The organism is Shinella sp. WSD5-1, assembly GCF_963942435.1.
Taxonomy (GTDB): Bacteria; Pseudomonadota; Alphaproteobacteria; order Rhizobiales; family Rhizobiaceae; genus Shinella; species Shinella yambaruensis.
Map to the genome: position 1 here is coordinate 1,547,005 of NZ_OZ012596.1, position 17,961 is coordinate 1,564,965.

The 17,961-nt window shown below is 65.5% G+C and carries 18 protein-coding genes; 12 read left to right on the forward strand and 6 right to left on the reverse strand.

Annotated elements, in window-relative coordinates:
* Positions 1 to 17 precede the first annotated feature (17 nt).
* Complete coding sequence (locus tag AABQ55_RS07395; protein ID WP_244767920.1) at positions 18 to 758, reverse strand: L,D-transpeptidase; 741 nt, start codon at positions 756 to 758, stop codon at positions 18 to 20.
* Positions 759 to 981: 223 nt separating this feature from the next.
* On the opposite strand from AABQ55_RS07395, the gene AABQ55_RS07400 reads away from it, so the two are divergent.
* Together AABQ55_RS07400 and AABQ55_RS07405 are read left to right on the forward strand one after the other, a co-directional pair.
* Positions 982 to 1,608, forward strand: coding sequence for a DNA-3-methyladenine glycosylase I (locus tag AABQ55_RS07400; protein WP_272804566.1), 627 nt, complete (start codon positions 982 to 984; stop codon positions 1,606 to 1,608).
* 158 nt (positions 1,609 to 1,766) lie between these two features.
* The gene (locus AABQ55_RS07405; protein ID WP_244767918.1) at positions 1,767 to 1,985 is read left to right on the forward strand and encodes a hypothetical protein; all 219 of its coding nucleotides are present in this window, start codon (positions 1,767 to 1,769) and stop codon (positions 1,983 to 1,985) included.
* Between the two features lie 70 nt (positions 1,986 to 2,055).
* Here AABQ55_RS07405 and copM read toward each other — a convergent pair whose 3' ends face one another.
* Together copM and AABQ55_RS07415 are read right to left on the reverse strand one after the other, a co-directional pair.
* Entirely contained in the window at positions 2,056 to 2,433 is a 378-nt protein-coding gene (gene copM / locus AABQ55_RS07410; RefSeq protein WP_272804567.1) for a CopM family metallochaperone, read from the reverse strand.
* A 61-nt stretch (positions 2,434 to 2,494) separates the two neighbouring features.
* Entirely contained in the window at positions 2,495 to 2,815 is a 321-nt protein-coding gene (locus AABQ55_RS07415; RefSeq protein WP_272804568.1) for a hypothetical protein, read from the reverse strand.
* A 350-nt stretch (positions 2,816 to 3,165) separates the two neighbouring features.
* On the opposite strand from AABQ55_RS07415, the gene hisS reads away from it, so the two are divergent.
* The 7 genes from hisS (at position 3,166) to AABQ55_RS07450 (ending at position 12,402) form a co-directional block, all read left to right on the forward strand.
* On the forward strand, positions 3,166 to 4,689 hold the full coding sequence (gene hisS / locus AABQ55_RS07420; protein WP_272804569.1) for a histidine--tRNA ligase: 1,524 nt from the start codon (positions 3,166 to 3,168) through the stop codon (positions 4,687 to 4,689).
* A 205-nt stretch (positions 4,690 to 4,894) separates the two neighbouring features.
* Positions 4,895 to 6,028 (forward strand): ATP phosphoribosyltransferase regulatory subunit, encoded by a 1,134-nt coding sequence (locus AABQ55_RS07425; RefSeq protein WP_272804570.1) that lies wholly within the window; start codon positions 4,895 to 4,897, stop codon positions 6,026 to 6,028.
* Complete coding sequence (hisG, locus tag AABQ55_RS07430; protein WP_244767913.1) at positions 6,025 to 6,720, forward strand: ATP phosphoribosyltransferase; 696 nt, start codon at positions 6,025 to 6,027, stop codon at positions 6,718 to 6,720. The genes AABQ55_RS07425 and hisG overlap by 4 nt, the downstream gene beginning before the upstream one ends.
* Before the next feature lies 1 nt (position 6,721).
* On the forward strand, positions 6,722 to 7,324 hold the full coding sequence (locus tag AABQ55_RS07435) for a class I SAM-dependent DNA methyltransferase (protein WP_272804571.1): 603 nt from the start codon (positions 6,722 to 6,724) through the stop codon (positions 7,322 to 7,324).
* 75 nt (positions 7,325 to 7,399) lie between these two features.
* The gene (locus AABQ55_RS07440; protein WP_272804572.1) at positions 7,400 to 8,107 is read left to right on the forward strand and encodes a glutathione S-transferase C-terminal domain-containing protein; all 708 of its coding nucleotides are present in this window, start codon (positions 7,400 to 7,402) and stop codon (positions 8,105 to 8,107) included.
* A gap of 93 nt (positions 8,108 to 8,200) precedes the next feature.
* Positions 8,201 to 9,418, forward strand: a complete 1,218-nt coding sequence (locus AABQ55_RS07445; RefSeq protein WP_272804573.1) for an NAD(P)/FAD-dependent oxidoreductase — start codon at positions 8,201 to 8,203, stop codon at positions 9,416 to 9,418.
* A gap of 185 nt (positions 9,419 to 9,603) precedes the next feature.
* Complete coding sequence (locus tag AABQ55_RS07450) at positions 9,604 to 12,402, forward strand: bifunctional diguanylate cyclase/phosphodiesterase (RefSeq protein ID WP_272804574.1); 2,799 nt, start codon at positions 9,604 to 9,606, stop codon at positions 12,400 to 12,402.
* 15 nt (positions 12,403 to 12,417) lie between these two features.
* Here AABQ55_RS07450 and AABQ55_RS07455 read toward each other — a convergent pair whose 3' ends face one another.
* The 3 genes from AABQ55_RS07455 to groES all read right to left on the reverse strand — a co-directional run bounded on the left by AABQ55_RS07455 (position 12,418) and on the right by groES (position 15,450).
* Positions 12,418 to 12,864 carry a hypothetical protein gene (locus AABQ55_RS07455; RefSeq protein ID WP_244767909.1) on the reverse strand — a complete coding sequence of 149 codons (447 nt, stop codon included), beginning with the start codon at positions 12,862 to 12,864 and terminating at the stop codon, positions 12,418 to 12,420.
* Positions 12,865 to 13,459: 595 nt separating this feature from the next.
* A complete protein-coding gene (gene groL, locus AABQ55_RS07460) occupies positions 13,460 to 15,100 on the reverse strand; it encodes a chaperonin GroEL (RefSeq protein WP_272804575.1) in 1,641 nt (546 codons plus the stop codon).
* A 53-nt stretch (positions 15,101 to 15,153) separates the two neighbouring features.
* A complete protein-coding gene (gene groES / locus AABQ55_RS07465) occupies positions 15,154 to 15,450 on the reverse strand; it encodes a co-chaperone GroES (protein ID WP_119254427.1) in 297 nt (98 codons plus the stop codon).
* Between the two features lie 319 nt (positions 15,451 to 15,769).
* Here groES and AABQ55_RS07470 point away from each other — a divergent pair, with 319 nt between their 5' ends.
* From AABQ55_RS07470 to AABQ55_RS07480, 3 genes are read left to right on the forward strand one after another with little or no spacing between them, the layout of a single operon-like run.
* A complete protein-coding gene (locus tag AABQ55_RS07470) occupies positions 15,770 to 16,618 on the forward strand; it encodes a TIGR01459 family HAD-type hydrolase (protein ID WP_272804576.1) in 849 nt (282 codons plus the stop codon).
* Positions 16,619 to 16,632: 14 nt separating this feature from the next.
* Positions 16,633 to 17,613, forward strand: coding sequence for a bifunctional riboflavin kinase/FAD synthetase (locus AABQ55_RS07475; protein ID WP_272804577.1), 981 nt, complete (start codon positions 16,633 to 16,635; stop codon positions 17,611 to 17,613).
* A gap of 32 nt (positions 17,614 to 17,645) precedes the next feature.
* Positions 17,646 to 17,906 carry a hypothetical protein gene (locus AABQ55_RS07480; protein WP_244767905.1) on the forward strand — a complete coding sequence of 87 codons (261 nt, stop codon included), beginning with the start codon at positions 17,646 to 17,648 and terminating at the stop codon, positions 17,904 to 17,906.
* Positions 17,907 to 17,961: the final 55 nt, after the last annotated feature.

Consider the following 17,961-nt stretch of genomic DNA (forward strand, 5'->3'; position numbering starts at 1 on the left):
GCGCCAAGACCACAAAATCAGATCACGATGACCTTCGTGCCCACCTTCACGCGCTCGTAGAGGTCGACGACATCTTCGTTGCGCATGCGGATGCAGCCGGAGGAAACCGCATAGCCGATCGTCCAGGGCGCGTTGGTGCCGTGGATGCGGTAGAGCGTCGAGCCGAGATACATGGCGCGCGAGCCGAGCGGGTTTTCCGGCCCGCCTTCCATGAAGGCCGGCAGGTAATGGCCCTTGGCGGCCTCGCGGGCGATCATCTCCTTCGGCGGCGTCCAGCTCGGCCATTCGGCCTTGCGGGTGATCGTGTGGGCACCCGCCCATTCGAAGCCCGGCTTGCCGACGCCGACGCCGTAGCGCCGCGCCTTGCCGTCCTTCAGGACGAGGTAGAGGAAGCGGTTGTTGGTATCGATGACGATGGTGCCGGGCTTGTGCCCGCTTTCATAGTCGACGAGCTGCGGCAGATACATCGGGTCGAACTTCGACTTGACCGGATTGCGCGCCGTGCCGGTCGCCGAGACCTGCTGTACGCGGGCCGCGCCCTCGCGGCGCAGGACACGGCGCTGCTGCACCTTCTGGCGCTGGATGATGCGGCGGGTGTTGACGGCAGGCTGCACGCCCTCGCCGGTAAGCTGCATCAGCCAGGGCGCGGTAAGGTCGGGGCTGACGATGACCGGCGGGCGGCTCATGTAGCGCTCGCTCGCATGTGCCGCGGTGGTCGTGCACAGAAGGGTCGTTGCCAGGAGAACTCGTATCAACATCGGACGTACTCGCTACTGATCGTCACCGGGATGCGCCGCGAAACTCTGGAAATTCGGCGCGGGTTCGGCGGGAATGCTTGCACCCTGCGATGAAGCGAATGGTAAACGGACGTTCATTCGATATCGACGATGCCGATAAAGCTTTGAGTAGGGTTATTGCCGGCTTTCCAAATGTGGTTGATGAGTGGTAAAGCGGAACAAAAAGGAAACGGAGGGCGCGGTCATGGCAAAGGGACTTCTGGAAGGCGACGACGGACGGGTGCGGTGCGCCTGGCACGGCAATCTCGACGACTACCGCCGCTACCATGATGCGGAATGGGGCCATCCCGTCGTCAGCGACCACCGCCTCTTCGAGAAGATCTGCCTCGAAGGCTTCCAGTCGGGCCTTTCCTGGCTCATCATCCTGCGCAAGCGAGAGGGCTTCCGCGCCGCCTTCGCCGGCTTCGATTTCGACAAGGTCGCCGGCTTCGGCGACGACGACATCGCCCGCTGCCTTGCCGATCCCGGCATCGTGCGCCATCGCGGCAAGATCGTCTCGACGATCAACAATGCCCGCCGGGCGCAGGCGCTGCGCGACGAGTTCGGCACGCTCGCCCGCTACTTCTGGAGCTTCGAGCCGGGCCCGGACGAGCGGCCGGCGCGGGTCGACTGGGAGACGATCGTCGCCAACCCGACGACGCCCACCTCCGTCCGGCTTTCCAAGGACCTGAAGAAGCGCGGCTGGACCTTCGTCGGCCCCACCACCGTCTATGCCTTCATGCAGGCCATGGGCCTCGTCAACGACCATGTGGAAGGATGCTTTTGCCGCGCCGAAGTCGAAGAGAAGAGAAATCGGCTCGAACGGCCATAATTCGCGTCTTGCCGCCACAAATACAGCTTTGATTCTACAACGAATCATGTAGCTTAAGGTTGAGCGGCAAAATCATACATCGCAAGTTCTGGGGTCGGCGTACGCGTGCGTGGTCGTGAAGCGCCGCTTTGTGCTGAATGATTTGGCATGGGGGACAAATGGCGGCGAGCACACCTGCAATGGACGATTCTCGACTTGAAGGCTGGGCCTGTGACAAGGCGCAGGAGATCATGCTCCGGGAGGGCTTTCGCCTGATCCGGTCGGCAAGAAGCGGCAGCAACACCGAAATTCGCGAAACGACGCTGCTGATGGCCCGCGCCATCGCGGCCTCGCTGGTCGAGGCGTCGGCGGTCCACCGCAATCCGGCGGCCGAATAAGCGCAGATGAATGGGGATGTGCAGAGGCCCGCCGGCGTTCCGGCGGGCCTCTGCTGTTCTGCCGGCCGGTCTACTTGGCGTTCTTCGCCAGCCAGTCTTCCATCATCCGGATCTCGCCCTCCTGGGCGGTGATGATGTCCTCGGCGAGCTTGCGAAGGCTTTCGTCCTTGCCGTATTGCAGCTCGATCTTCGCCATGTCGATAGCCCCTTGGTGATGGGCGATCATGCCGCGCACGAAGTCTTCGTCGGCATTGCCGGTGAAGTCGATGGCCATGCCTTCATGCATTTTCGTGTTGGCAGCGATGAAGGCCTCGGTGGAGGGGCTTTGTCCGGCCGGTGTCTCCATCGCCATGCCCTGATGGGCGGAATGGTTGGCCTCCTGGGCTGTTGCCGGCAGGGTGACGGCAAGCGCGAGGGCTGCGCCGAGAAACAGGGTCTTTGCGTTCATTGTCTTTTCCAGTTCTGAAGGGTGTCGATAGCCGGGCGCGGGGCGTCCGGCGGGGCGGGCGTCAGGACCGGGGAGGGGGATCGAGCGGCCGGTGGGCGAGGCCGGCAAGCTGCGGCACGACGGCGGACAACCGGCCGGAAACACCGACCGAGCGCGCCGCCGGCTCGATGCGCACGGCCTCTATGGCGAAGCAGGCGGAACAGGCAAGCGGATGGGCGGCGCGCTTCGACGTGTCGTGGTCGCCGCCGGCCTCGTCGCTGCCCGACGTGTGCATGGCATGCAGGCCGGGAGGCTGCGCGCCATGCAGCGCCGCCGCGGCCACCGGCACCCAGCCGGAAAGCGCGGCGCCCAGAATGGCGAAGACGAAGAGGATCTGCCTCATGCGCCAACAGATAGGCGGCCCGCGAGCAAAAGGAAAGGGCGGGTCGGGAACGTCCGGCCCTTCCGCGTCCATTTGCTTGGCCGGCGCGCCACCGCGGGCGTGCCCCGGATCGGACCGCCGGCCGTCTTTGGCTGGCCGGGCGGCGATCCTGGCGAAGCGGAAGGTCGCGTTGCCGCCGCGCCTCTCCCAGCGCCTGCGCCGCCGCGGCATCCATGGCTTGCGCCGTCGTCATGCACGGTTGGGCCATGCTGTCGCCCCGGCCGGGATGCCGGGGCGCTTCCGCCCTTGCCGCTGCCCGTCCAATCCGCTAGGGAAACCGCAACGGAAATACAGGAATTTCGGGTATCCCGATGAGCGAAAAGCAGAAAAAACCGCAGAAGCTGAAGGCCCGCCTGCCGCGCGGCTTCGTCGACCGTGACGCCGCGGACATCCGCGCCCTCACCGAAATGACCGCGAAGATCCGCGCGGTCTACGAGCACTATGGCTTCGACCCGGTCGAAACCCCGCTTTTCGAATATACCGATGCGCTCGGCAAGTTCCTGCCGGACAGCGACCGCCCGAACGAGGGCGTCTTCTCGCTGCAGGACGACGACGATCAGTGGATGAGCCTGCGCTACGACCTGACGGCGCCGCTTGCCCGCCATGTCGCGGAGAATTTCAACGAGATCCAACTGCCCTACCGCACCTACCGCGCCGGCTACGTCTTCCGCAACGAGAAGCCGGGCCCGGGCCGCTTCCGCCAGTTCATGCAGTTCGATGCCGATACGGTGGGCGCAGCCGGCGTTCAGGCGGACGCCGAAATGTGCATGATGTTCGCCGATACGATGGAAGCCCTCGGCATCGCCCGCGGCGACTACGTCATCCGCGTCAACAACCGCAAGGTTCTGGACGGCATGCTGGAGGTCGTCGGCCTTGGCGGCGAGGAGAATGCGGCGCGCCGGCTGAATGCCCTGCGCGCGCTCGACAAGTTCGACAAGTTCGGCATTCCCGGCGTCCGCGAGCTTCTCGGCGGGGGGCGCAAAGACGAAAGCGGCGATTTCACCAAGGGCGTCGGCCTCGATCCCGCCGGCATCGAGCTGCTGGTCGGCGTGCTCGACACCTCGTCCTTCGGCGACAACCTGGAGACCGTCGCTTCGCTCGACCGTCGCTTCGGGCAGAACGAGCGTGCCCGCGAGGGCGTGCAGGAGCTCGAGCAGATCGCGAAACTCGTCGCCAGCGCGGGCTATGATGCCGGCCGCATCAAGGTCGATCCCTCCTGCGTGCGCGGTCTCGAATATTACACCGGCCCGGTCTTCGAGGCCGAGCTGCAGTTCGCCGTCACCAACGAGAAGGGCGAGAAGGTGGTCTTCGGCTCCGTCGGCGGCGGCGGCCGTTATGACGGCCTCGTTTCCCGCTTCATGGGCCAGCCGGTGCCGGCCACCGGCTTTTCCATCGGCGTCTCGCGCCTGATGACGGCGCTGAAGAACCTCGGCAAGCTCGGCCAGGACGAGGTCGTCGCCCCCGTGCTCGTCACGGTCATGGACGGCGACATCGAGAGCATGGGCCGCTACCAGCGTTTCACGCAAGAGCTGCGCGCCGCCGGCATCCGCGCCGAAATGTACCAGGGCAACTGGAAGAAGTTCGGCAATCAGCTCAAATATGCCGACCGCCGCGGCGCCCCCGTCGCGATCATCCAGGGCGGCGACGAGCGCGCCGAAGGCCTCGTGCAGATCAAGGACCTGATCGAGGGCAAGCGCCTTTCCGGCGAGATCGAGGACAACATCGCCTGGCGCGAGGCCCGCGTGGCGCAGGTCTCCGTGCCGGAGGCCGAGCTCGTCGCCAGGGTTCGCGAAATCCTCGACGCCCAGGCCGAAGACCGGGCGCGGGCCGGCTGACGGCGATGAGCGCGCGGTTCCACCCCCCTCTGGCCTGCCGGCCATCTCCCCCACAGGGGGGGAGATCGGCTGGCCATATCGGCATTGCCCAAAGTGAAGCGTTGGCGATGGGCGAGACGGTGCAACAATTCGATCTCCCCCCTTGTGGGGGAGATGGCCGGCAGGCCAGAGGGGGGTGTGCCTCCCCACGACCGGAGGTGTTGCCATGCCTCTAGTCAATCTCCCCGCTTTCGCGCCCGATCTCATCGCCGATCTCGAACGTCTCGGTACGGAGCGTGTCGACACGCCGGTCATCCAGCCGGCCGAACCCTTCCTCGACATGGCGGGCGAGGACCTGCGCCGGCGCATCTTCCTGACGGAGAGCGAGACCGGCAAGAGCCTGTGCCTCCGGCCCGAATTTACCATTCCCGTCTGCCTGCGCCATATCGAGACGGCGACGGGCACGCCCAAGCGCTACGCCTATCTCGGCGAGGTGTTCCGCCAGCGCCGCGAGGGCTCGAACGAGTTCTACCAGGCCGGCATCGAGGATCTCGGCGAGCCGGACGTCGCAAGGGCCGATGCGCGCGCCGTGCGTGACGCGCTGACCGTCCTCACCAACCGCCTGCCGGGCGTGGCCTTTTCCGTGGTGCTCGGCGACCAGTCGGTCTTCGAAGCCGTGGTGGCGGCTTGCGGCCTGCCGGCCGGCTGGCAGAAGCGGCTCGTCCATGCCTTCGGCAACCAGGCGCAGCTGCAGCGGCTGATGGACGACCTCTCCAATCCCGCGCGCGACGGCGTCTTCGGCCCGGAGGTCGATCGCCTCGCCATCCTCGGCAAGCTCGACGACGAGGCGACGCTGATCGCCCATATCGACGCGACGATGGAGGCGACCGGCTATTCCACCAATGCCAGCCGGAGCCCGGCCGATATCGCCCGGCGCCTGCGCGAGAAGATGGAACTGGCCAACACGCGGCTCGATGCCCGCACGCTGGCGCTCCTCAGGGAGTTCCTGGCGCTGGAGCTGAGCCTTGCCGAGGCGCCCGGGGCGCTCGCCGCCTTCGCGGAAAAGGCCGGCCTCTCGCTCGGCGCGGCGCTCGCGCGGTTCGAAAGCCGCGTCGCGGCGCTCAGCGCCACCGGCGTCGATCCGGCGACGATCACCTATCGCGCCGCCTTCGGCCGCCCGCTCGATTATTATACCGGCCTCGTCTTCGAGATCGCGCCGGCCGGGGAGAGCCTGGTGCTTGCCGGCGGCGGCCGCTTCGACCGGCTCTTGACCCTGCTCGGCGCGAAGGAGCGCATTCCGGCCGTCGGCTTCTCGCTCTGGCTCGACCGTATCGCGGGCGTGAAGGGAGCTGCCGCATGACCATCACCATCGGCCTTCCTTCCAAGGGGCGCATGAAGGAGGACAGCTCCGCCGTGCTCGCCCGCGCCGGTTTCTCCGTCGTCGCCGTCGGCAACGACCGCTCCTATCGTGGCCGCGTCGAGGGGCGCGACGACATCGAGATCGCCTTCCTCTCGGCCTCCGAGATCTCCCGCGAGATCGCCAACGGCACCGTCGATTTCGGCGTGACCGGCGAGGACCTGGTGCGCGAGGGACTGGCGGAGGCGGATGCCCGCGTCGAATTCTGCGCCCGCCTCGGCTTCGGCCATGCGGATGTCGTCGTTGCCGTGCCGGAAATCTGGCTGGATGTCGACACGATGGCCGATCTCGGCGACGTCGCCCAGGATTTCCGCGCCCGCCACGGCCGGCGCCTCACCATCGCCACGAAATACTGGCGCCTCACGCAGCAGTTCTTCTCCGGCAACCACGGCATCCAGCTCTACCGCATCGTCGAGAGCCTCGGGGCGACCGAGGGTGCGCCGGCCTCGGGCTCGGCCGACATCATCGTCGACATCACCTCGACCGGCTCGACGCTGACGGCGAACCACCTGAAGATCCTCTCCGACGGCGTGATCCTCAAGTCCGAGGCCTGCCTCGTGCGCGCCCGCAAGGAAGAACATGAGGGCGATCCCGTCGTCGCAGAGATCGTCCAGGCGGTGCGCAAGGCGCTCTGAGATGGACGAGGCGGACCGCATTGCCGGCCTTTACGAGCGCCATGCGGACGCCTTTGACCGTATCCGCGGCCGCGATCTCTCCGAGAAGCCATGGCTCGACCGCTTCACCGCGCCGCTGGCCGCTGGAGCCGCTATCCTTGACCTTGGCTGCGGCTCGGGCGAGCCGCTGGCCGCGAGCCTCATCGCCTGCGGCTTTGCCGTCACGGGCGTCGATGCATCGCAAACGCTGGTCGGCCTCTGCCGAGCGCGCCATCCCGCCCATGACTGGTACGTCGCCGACATGCGCGGCTTTTCCCCTGGCAAGACCTTCGCCGGCATTCTGGCCTGGCACAGCTTCTTCCACCTGACGCCGCAGGACCAGCGGGCGATGTTTCCCCGTTTTGCTGCCATGGCCGCGCCGGGCGCGATGCTGATGTTCACGTCGGGCCCATCGCAGGGTGTCGTCGTCGGCACCTTCCAGGGCGAGCCGCTCTACCATGCCAGCCTCGAGGGTGCGGAGTATCGGGAGCTTCTGGCGGCAAACGGCTTTGCCGTCGTGGAGCACCGGCGGGAGGATCCGGATTGTGGCGGCGCGACGGTCTGGCTGGCGCGGAAATCCGGATGATCCACCATCAGGCTCCTGCTTGCGGGCAGGCGATACGGCTCCTATATCCTTGATCTAACTCAGAAGGAGCCCGCCTTGTCCGACCTTTCCGCCTTCCCCGTCACCAAGAAGTGGCCCGCCAGGAACCCCGATATCATCCAGCTCTATTCGCTGCCGACGCCGAACGGCGTGAAAGTGTCGATCGCGCTGGAGGAGCTCGGCCTGCCCTATGAGGCGCACCGGATCGAGTTCGGGCCCGAGGGCGTCAAGTCGCCGGACTTCATCTCGCTGAACCCGAACGGCCGCATTCCCGCGATCATCGATCCGGACGGCCCGGACGGCAAGCCGATCGGCCTCTTCGAATCGGGCGCGATCCTCGTCTATCTCGCCGAAAAGACCGGCAAGCTGATCCCGGCCGATGCCGCCGGGCGCTACGAGACGCTCGCCTGGGTCATGTTCCAGATGAGCGGCGTCGGGCCGATGTTCGGCCAGTTCGGCCATTTCTACAAGTTCGCCGCCGACAAGGTGGCCAACAATTCCTATCCTGCCGAGCGTTACCGCGACGAAGCCAAGCGCCTGCTCTCGATCCTCGAAGACCGCCTGAAGGACCGCCGGTGGATCATGGGCGACGAATACACCATTGCGGACATCACGACCTTCCCGTGGATCCGCGGCGCGGATGTCTTCTATGGCGGTCGCGAGGCGCTGGACTATGCAGGCTTCCCGGCCGTGATGGCCTGGCTGGAGCGCTGCCTTGCGCGCCCGGCGGCGCTAAAGGGCCTCGAAATCCCCGCCAAGCCCTGACGCAAACGAAAAATCCGGCGGCGCGGCGATGAGTTGACGCCGCCGGTTCCGGCGCGCTACCTCTCGGAAAACAAGGACGGGACGGAAGACATCGTGACGGGAAGACTGGTTGTTGCGGGCGGCGGTCAGGCCGCCTTTGCCCTGGTTGCCAAATTGCGCGCGCTGAAGGACGAGCGGCCGATCACCATCGTCGCCGCCGAGGCGAGCCATCCCTACCAGCGTCCGCCGCTCTCCAAGAAATACCTGCTCGGCGAGGCCGATCTCGGCCGGCTGATGTTCCGCCCGGAAAGCTGGTATGCGGATAACAATGTCGAGATCCGCCTCTCGACCGAAGTCACCGCCATCGACCGCGCCGCAAGAACGGTGACGCTCAGCGACGGCTCGACGCTGCACTACGGCGTTCTGGCGCTCGCCACCGGCGCGACGCCGCGCCGCCTGCCGGCCGAGATCGGCGGCGACCTCGACGGCGTCTTCACCGTGCGCGACTACCGCGATGCCGATCGCCTCGGCCTCGAAATGCAGGAGGGCCGCCGGGCGCTCGTCGTCGGCGGCGGCTATATCGGGCTCGAGGCGGCGGCGGTCGCGCGGGGCAGGGGGCTGCATGTCACGGTCATCGAGATGGCCGGCCGCATCCTCGCCCGCGTCGCCTCGCCGGCGACCGCCACGATCCTCAAGGCGATCCACACGGCGCGCGGCGTCGATGTGCGGGAAAAGACCGGCCTCGTCCGGCTCCTCGGCGAAAACGGCCGCGTCACCGGGGCGGAACTTTCCGACGGCTTCGTGCTGCCCGTCGACGTGGTGATCGCCGGCATCGGCGTTGCGGCGAACGACAGGCTTGCGCGCGATGCCGGGCTGGAGGTCGCAAACGGCATCGTCGTCGATGCCCATGCCCGCACCTCCGACCCGGCGATCTTCGCCATGGGCGACTGCGCGGTGCTGCCTTTCGAAGGCAACCGCGTGCGGCTCGAATCCGTGCAGAATGCCGTCGACCAGGCGGAGGCCGCCGCCGCGGTCATCGCCGGCGGCGATCTGCCCTACGAGCCGAAACCCTGGTTCTGGTCCGACCAGTATGACGTCAAGCTGCAGATCGCCGGCTTCTGCATGGGGTTCGACGATACCTTCGTACGCTCCGGCGCGCGCGAGGGCAGCGTCTCCGTCTGGTACTTCCGCGCGGGCAGGCTGATCGCCGTCGACGCGGTCAACGATGCCAAGGCCTATGTGGTCGGCAAGAAGCTGATCGAGATGGGCCGCACGCCCGAGCGCGCCGCCCTGGAGGACCCCGCGACGGACCTCAAGGCCCTGACGCTCTGAGCGTGGTGATGCGCACAAGTTGAGCGGAATTTTTGTTACGGATTGGAACAGTTGTACTGTTTTGACTTTTGTTAAGTATGAACCGATGTAGGGCCTGGCGGCCCGGTATCGCCATATCTGAATTCACTCATTTTTTAGGGTTGTCCGGCTGAGTGGGGCCATCTCATTCCCACCGGTGACCTTTCATGCTCCGCATTCTGACCTGCCTGACCGTCGAGCACGACCTCCGTCTCGTCCTGCTCGCAGCCCTTATCTGCTTCCTGTCCTGCTATGTTGCGGTGACGCTGACGCAAAGGGCGCAGGCTGCCAAGGGCATGGCGCGCAATCTCTGGCTCGGGGCGGCCGGCACGTCGAGCGGCTTCGGCATCTGGGCGACGCATTTCATCGCCATGCTGGCCTACGACCCCGGCGTCGTCATGGGCTTCGGCATGGAGCTGACGCTGGTCTCGCTCGGTGTCGCGATCGTCGTGACGACGATCGGCCTTGCCGTCGCCACCTATGTTCCCGGCAGGAGCGCGGCCGTCGCCGGCGGCCTGCTGCTCGGTGCCGGCGTCACCTCCATGCACTATATCGGCATGGCGGCGCTGGAAGTGCCGGGCACCCTCCATTGGGACCTCGCCTATGTGACGGCTTCGGTCGTTTGCGCCGGGCTCTTCGGGGCGCTTGCGCTGGTCTTCTGCATGCGCCCGCAGGCGCGGCTTCGCGACCGGGCGCTCGCCACCGTGCTGATGGCGCTCGGCGTCGTGTCGCTGCATTTCACCGCCATGGCGGCGGTGACGCTCACGCCCGGCCTGGTGCCGGTAAGCGACGACACGATCTTGTCCGTGGGCCTGATGGCGCCGCTGATCGCCGTCGTCGCCTTCTCGCTGCTCTTCACGGGCCTGACGGCGGCCGTCTTCGCGCGGCAGGCCGAGCTTGCGGCAAACGAGAGCATGCGCCAGTTCGCCATGCTGGTGCAGGGCGTCAAGGACTATGCCATCTACATGCTCGATCCGGACGGCCGCGTGGCCAACTGGAACGGCGGCGCCGAGCGCAACAAGGGCTACAAGGCGCACGAGATCGTCGGCCAGCATTTCTCGCGTTTCTACAGCGAGGAGGACCGCGCCGCCGGCGTGCCGGAGCAGGCGCTGGCGATCGCGCGGGAGGAAGGCAAATACGAGAACGAGGGCTGGCGCTATCGCAAGGACGGTTCGCGCTTCTGGGCGAACGTGGTGATGGACGCCATCTACGACACGGGCGGCACGCTTGTCGGCTATGCCAAGATCACCAAGGACGTGACGAAGGAAAAGGCCGATGCCGACCGTCTCGCCGAGGTGACGAAGAACCTCGACCTGGCGCTGGAAAACATGTCGCAGGGCCTCTGCCTGTTCGACAAGGACGAGCGCCTGCTGCTCGCCAACAAGCGCTACAGCGAGATCTTCGGCTTCCCGGAAGGCCGTATCCGCCCCGGCATGACGCTGCGCGAGATCGTCGACCAGGGCGTCGCCGACGTCTTCGTCGATCCCGAGGTCTGGCAGCCGCGGGCGCGCGACATGTATGCGCGCCGCCGCGCCGCCATCCAGGCCAATGACGGCGGCGTGATCGTCGAGAAGCTGGCAAGCGGCATTTCCGTGCAGCTGCGCTATCGCACGCTGCCGGACGGCGCGTGGGTCGCCACCTATGAGGACGTGTCCGAGCGCCTGCGCTCGGAGGAGCAGATCTCCTTCCTCGCCCGCCATGACAGCCTGACGGGCCTGCCGAACCGCGCAAGCTTCAACAACCGCCTCGAAGCCGATCTCGATTCGGCGAAGCGCTTCGGCGGCAAGGTCGCGGCGATCGGCATCGACCTCGACAAGTTCAAGGAAATCAACGACACGCGCGGCCATGCCGCGGGCGACGAGGTGCTGATGACGCTTTCGAAGCGCATGCAGGCCTGCCTTGAGGCCGATGAGACGGTCGCCCGCTTCGGCGGCGACGAGTTCGCCGCGGCAAAGCGCTTTGAGGATGTGTCCGACCTCCACGATTTCATCCAGCGGCTGGAAGCCTGCCTCCACGAGGAAATCCGCATCGACGGCTACGATATCAAGCCGGGTGCCAGCCTCGGCGTGGCGATCTATCCGCAGGATGCCGACAATCTCGAGGCCCTGCTCAACAATGCCGACCTTGCCATGTATCGCGCCAAGGAAGCACTGACCGAGCGGGTCTGCTTCTACGAGGTCTCGATGGACGAGGCCGCCCGCAGCCGCCGCCTCATCGCAAACGATCTGTGGCAGGCGGTGGAGCGCAACGAGCTCCAGCTCCACTACCAGGTGCAGAAGGCGGTCACCACCGGGGATACGATCGGTTACGAGGTGCTGCTGCGCTGGCACCATCCGATGCGCGGCACGATCCCGCCGGGCGAGTTCATCCCGATCGCGGAAGAGTGCGGCGCCATCCTGCCGATCGGCGAATGGGTGCTGCGCGAGGCCTGCCGCGAGGCCGCGACCTGGGACAACGACCACAAGATCGCCGTCAACCTGTCGCCGGTGCAGCTCGGCAATGCCGATGTCGCCGACCTCGTGCACCGCGTGCTGCTGGATACGGGCCTCAGCCCGCACCGGCTGGAGTTGGAAATCACCGAATCGACCATCATCGGCGACAAGGAGCGGGCCCTCCAGACGCTCCGCCGCATCAAGGCCTTCGGCGTCACCATCGCCATCGACGATTTCGGCACGGGCTATTCCTCGCTGGAAACCCTGCGCGCCTTCCCCTTCGACAAGATCAAGCTCGATCGCAGCTTCATGAGCGAGGTGGAGGCGAGCCCCGAGGCGAAGGCCATCATCCGCGCCATCCTGGCGCTCGGCCAGACGCTGCGCGTGCCGGTCCTGGCGGAAGGCGTGGAGACGCGCAGCCAGCTCGACATCCTGCTCGACGAGGGGTGCGACGAGGCCCAGGGCTACTTCCTCGGCCGTCCGGTGCCGGTGGAGCGCATCCGCACGGGGCCGGAGGCGAGCGAGGCGGCGTGAGGCTTGGCAGCACCCCTACTGCCGCTTGAAGCGGCGGCCGGCGAGGTCGATCTGGAAACGGGGGAAGATGAAGACGCCGATGATGGAGCCGGCATACTTCTCCTCCAGGCCCGTCGATTCCCCGACGCAGAACACCGGCTGGCGCGGTGCGCCGTCGAGATGGATGGTCGTCGAGAAGCAGAAGGATGACGAGGACGCGGCCGCCTGCTCGAAGAGTTCCAGCACGCGCGTGCGGTCGAGTGGCTCGTAGCAGCGGATGAGGTTCAGGAGGCCGCAGGTGCGCTGCGGCAGGCCATGCGCCAGCGCCGCCTTGTCGCCCAGCATGAAGAGTCCGTTGGAAAGATCGCCGGTCCAGCGCTCCGTCACGCAATATTGCGTGAGCAGTTCGTTGTCTGTTTCGTCGAACCCCATCGAGCCCGGCAGAAAGGGCGACGAGAGATCAGTCTTGATTATCTTGAACACCTACGACCTCAGGCAGTTGCTCGAATTTAGCCGACATGTCCCGCCCTTGACGGCGCAAGACATGCTAAAAAGCAGTCCCGGCTGACAACCATCGAAGCCCGCCGAACCACTTTCTTATGTACTGAACTGCATCCGGCTCCGTCTGTGCTATCGGATCGGACGTACGCGCGAAGACCGCCGCTGACCTTCATGCAGGTCTTCCGGCGGTTTCTTTCCAGTGCTTGGGGACATCCGGCTGCACGACAAATCGACTGTAGTCCCGTCGAGTTTCAGCGGCTGAATCCCCCGTGAATCTTTAAAGTTCACTTGGAGCGTCTTTATAGTTGGTTTTTTGATGCCATCAACGGCTTTTTGATAATTATTGTACAATTGGAAAAATTCTTTTCACGGCAACGATACAGATGCCGCCCGTCGTTCAAATGCAAAAGGGGCGGCCCGAAGACCGCCCCTTCCGAACTGAACCGGTTGGCTCAGATGTGCAGGCTTTCGCCTGTCACATCATGTCCATGCCGCCAGTTCAGCGCGCTTGACGCGCTGAACCAACTTTAGTGCATGGGCGAAGCTTGATGGTCATGCTGCGATAGGCTTGCGCCTATCACATCATGTCCATGCCGCCCATGCCGCCCATGCCGCCCGGCATACCGGCCGGAGCGTCCTTCTTCGGAAGCTCGGCGATCATGGCTTCCGTCGTGATCAGCAGCGAAGCGACCGAAGCGGCGTTCTGGAGCGCCGTGCGGACAACCTTGACCGGGTCGACGATGCCGAGCGAGATCAGGTCGCCGTATTCGCCGGTCTGGGCGTTGTAGCCGTAGTTGTCTTCGTTCTTGTCGAGGATCTTGCCGACGACGATGGAGGCTTCGTCACCAGCGTTTTCCGCGATCTGGCGAACCAGCGACTGGAGAGCCTTGCGCACGATGTTGATGCCGGCTTCCTGGTCGTCGTTCTCGCCCTTGGCGGCGATCTTCGTGGAAGAACGGAGCAGGGCCACGCCGCCGCCCGGTACGATGCCTTCCTGAACGGCAGCGCGCGTCGCGTTGAGCGCGTCGTCGATGCGGTCCTTCTTTTCCTTCACTTCGACTTCCGTCGAGCCGCCGACGCGGATGACGGCAACGCCGCCGGCGAGCTTGGCAAGGCGTTCCTGCAGCTTCTCGCGGTCGTAGTCGGAGGTGGTTTCCTCGATCTGGGCCTTGATCTGCGCGACGCGGCCTTCGATTTCCGCCTTCTGGCCGGCACCGTCGACGATCGTCGTGTTTTCCTTGGAGATCGAAACCTTCTTGGCACGGCCGAGCATGTCGAGCGTGACGTTTTCGAGCTTGATGCCGAGGTCTTCGGAGATGACCGTGCCGCCCGTCAGGATGGCGATGTCTTCGAGCATGGCCTTGCGGCGGTCGCCGAAGCCCGGAGCCTTGACGGCAGCGATCTTGAGGCCGCCGCGCAGCTTGTTGACGACGAGCGTCGCGAGGGCTTCGCCTTCGACGTCTTCAGCGACGATGACCAGCGGCTTGCCGGTCTGGACGACGGCTTCGAGGACCGGGAGCATCGCCTGGAGGTTCGAGAGCTTCTTCTCGTGCAGGAGAATGTAGGCGTCTTCGAGGTCGGCGACCATCTTTTCCGGGTTGGTCACGAAGTAGGGCGACAGGTAGCCGCGGTCGAACTGCATGCCTTCGACGACTTCGAGTTCGGTCTCGGCGGTCTTGGCCTCTTCAACCGTGATGACGCCTTCGTTGCCGACCTTCTGCATGGCTTCGGCAATGTCGAGACCGACCTGCTTGTCGCCGTTCGCGGAGATCGTGCCGACCTGGGCGACTTCTTCCGAAGTGTTGATCTTCTTGGCCTTGGCCTGGAGATCCTTGACGACTTCGGCGACGGCGAGATCGATGCCGCGCTTCAGGTCCATCGGGTTCATGCCGGCGGCAACGGCCTTGTGGCCTTCGCGAACGATCGCCTGGGCGAGAACGGTCGCGGTCGTCGTGCCGTCGCCGGCGATGTCGTTGGTCTTGGAAGCGACTTCACGGACGAGCTGGGCGCCCATGTTCTCGAACTTGTCGTCCAGTTCGATTTCCTTGGCGACGGAAACGCCGTCCTTGGTGATGCGCGGAGCGCCGAAGGACTTGTCGATGACGACGTTGCGGCCCTTCGGGCCGAGCGTTACCTTCACTGCGTCTGCGAGGACGTCGACGCCACGCAGCATCTTTTCGCGCGCGGTGCGGCCGAATTTGACTTCTTTGGCTGCCATTGTGAGAACTCCTGAAGAGGTGTCAGCTGAATTGGGAAGGGATTACCGGCGGATCAGCCGATGATGCCCATGATGTCGGCTTCCTTCATGATCAGAAGGTCTTCGCCGTCGAGCTTGACTTCGGTGCCCGACCACTTGCCGAACAGGACGCGGTCGCCGGCCTTGACGTCGAGCGCGACGACCTTGCCGCTTTCATCGCGGGCGCCGGAGCCGACGGCGACGACTTCGCCTTCCTGCGGCTTTTCCTTGGCGGTGTCCGGAATGATGATGCCGCCCTTGGTCTTGGCTTCGGATTCGACGCGACGAACGACGACGCGATCGTGAAGCGGGCGGAAGGTGGTGCTTGCCATTGTCTTATCCCTCGATCAAATGACATTGCGGATCGCGAGATGGATCCGGTGGATTGATGTTAGCACTCGCCTTTCGTGAGTGCTAGCGATGCCGAGATAGGCGGCTGGGCGTTTGGAGTCAAGAACGGCGCCTGCAAAATTTTTCGCCCGGTATGGTTACCGCAGCCGCCAGATGGGAGCGTCATCGCACGCCATCAAGACGGCGCGGTGAATTTTCATCCGTTTGCCCGCCGATGGGGCAAAAATGTGCGGAGAGGCTTGTTTTCTTGCCGTCGCTTTGCAATGTCAGCCGGGCTCGATCTCGACACGGGAATCCCTTATGGCTCACCGCATCCAATCCTTCCGCGACATCACGCAGCATTATGACGTGGTCCTTTGCGACGTCTGGGGCGTCCTGCACAATGGCGTCGAAGCCTTCTCCCATGCTTCCGAAGCGCTCGCCGCCGCGCGCGCGGCCGGGCTGACGGTCGTGCTGATCACCAATTCCCCGCGCCCGCATCCGGGTGTGAAAGTGCAGATCCGCGGCCTTGGCGTGACGGATGACGCCTACGACCGGATCGTCACGTCCGGCGACGTCACCCGCGCGCTGATCGCCGGGGGGCCGAAGAACATCTACTTCATCGGCGCCGAAAAGGACCTGCCGCTGCTCGACGGCCTCGGCGTCGAGCCGGTCGGGCTGGAGGAGGCCGGCATCGTCGTCTGCGCGGGCCTGCGCAGCGACGAGACGGAAACCGTCGAGGATTATCGCGCCGAGCTGACGGCGCTCGCGGCGCGGGAACTGCCCTTCATCTGCGCCAATCCCGACCTCGTCGTCGAGCGCGGCCACAAGCTCATTCCCTGTGCCGGCGCGATCGCCAAGCTCTATGAGGAGCTGGGCAGCGCCACCCGGATCGCCGGCAAGCCGCACCGCCCGATCTACGAGAAATCGATCGCCGAGGCGCGCGAGGTGCGCGGTGATTTCGACCTCTCGCGGGTGATCGCCATCGGCGACGGCATGCCGACGGACGTGCGCGGCGCGGAGGCCTTCGGGCTCGACGTGCTGTATATTTCGGGTGGCATCCACGCGCAGGACTATGTCGAGGGCGGTCGCACGGACGAGGCGAAGCTGGAGGCCTTCCTGAAACGCGAGGGCGCCCACCCGAAATGGTGGATGCCCCGGTTGCAGTGACGGAGACGGTCGTCATGACGGTGTTTCACAGGAACGAGACGAGGGAGCCGCTGCCGGAGCACCTGCGCGGCGGCGTCGTCGCCATCGGCAACTTCGACGGCGTGCATCGCGGCCACCAGGCCGTTCTGCAGCGGGCGCTCGATATCGCCGCCGAGCGCGGCATTCCCGCCCTGGTGCTGACCTTCGAGCCGCATCCGCGCACGGTCTTCCGGCCCGAGCGCCCGGTCTTCCGCCTGACGCCGGCGCCGCTGAAGGCCCGCATTCTCGAAGGCATGGGTTTTTCCGCCGTCATCGAATACCCGTTCGACCGCAGCTTCTCCGAAATCTCCGCGCACGATTTCATCCGCACCGTCCTGATGGACTGGTTGCACGCGTCCGAGGTCGTCACCGGCTTCGATTTCCACTTCGGCAAGGGCAGGGAAGGCGGGCCGGCCTTCCTGATGGCCGCCGGCCAGGAAAACGGTTTCGGCGTCACGCTGGTCGATGCCTTCCGCGACGAGAACGCCTCCGTCATCTCCTCCAGCTTCATCCGTGCCCTGCTCGGCGAAGGCGCGGTTGCGGAAGCCGCCGGCCAGCTCGGCTACCGCTACACGGTGGAGGCCGAGGTCATCGACGGCAAGAAGCTCGGCCGCACGCTCGGCTATCCGACCGCCAACATGCAGCTTCCGCCGGAAGTGGAACTGCGCAGCGGCATCTACGCCGTGCGCTTCCGCCGGCCCGACGGAAGCCTCCACGACGGCGTCGCCAGCTACGGCCGCCGCCCGACGGTCGATGCGAACGGCGCGCCGCTGCTCGAAACCTTCCTCTTCGATTTCTCCGGCGACCTCTACGGCGAGGTCTGCGCCGTCTCCTTCTTCGGCCACTTGCGCGACGAACTGAAGTTCGACGGCCTCGATGCGCTCGTCGTGCAGATGAAGCGCGACGAGGAGGAGGCACGGGCGCTGCTCTCCGGTGTTTCGCCGCTGGGACCGATCGACCGGCGGCTCTGTTTCTGATCGCAAGCGACGGCCTTACCGTCGGCAATTTGTTGACGAATCTTGCCCCATTCTCCTTCGTCATCCTCGGGCTTGACCCGAGGATCCATTTTTTTCAACGGCTTATGGATCCTCGGGTCAAGCCCGAGGATGACGAAGGAGAGGTCTGGCAGTCTTTGTCAGCGTCCCGCCGCGGCTTTGCCGCTCGTCATGTCTTTTCAAACCGCCCAAAACGCCGTAAGACCGCGCGCATGATGCTCGACCGGCTGACCATCGATCTGCGAATTAGTGGCCCGGCCTTCCGCGCGCTCTGAGCGAGGCCGGAAGGTCCGGGATTTCGGGCGTTTCGAAAGCGCCCCCGCCGTCAGT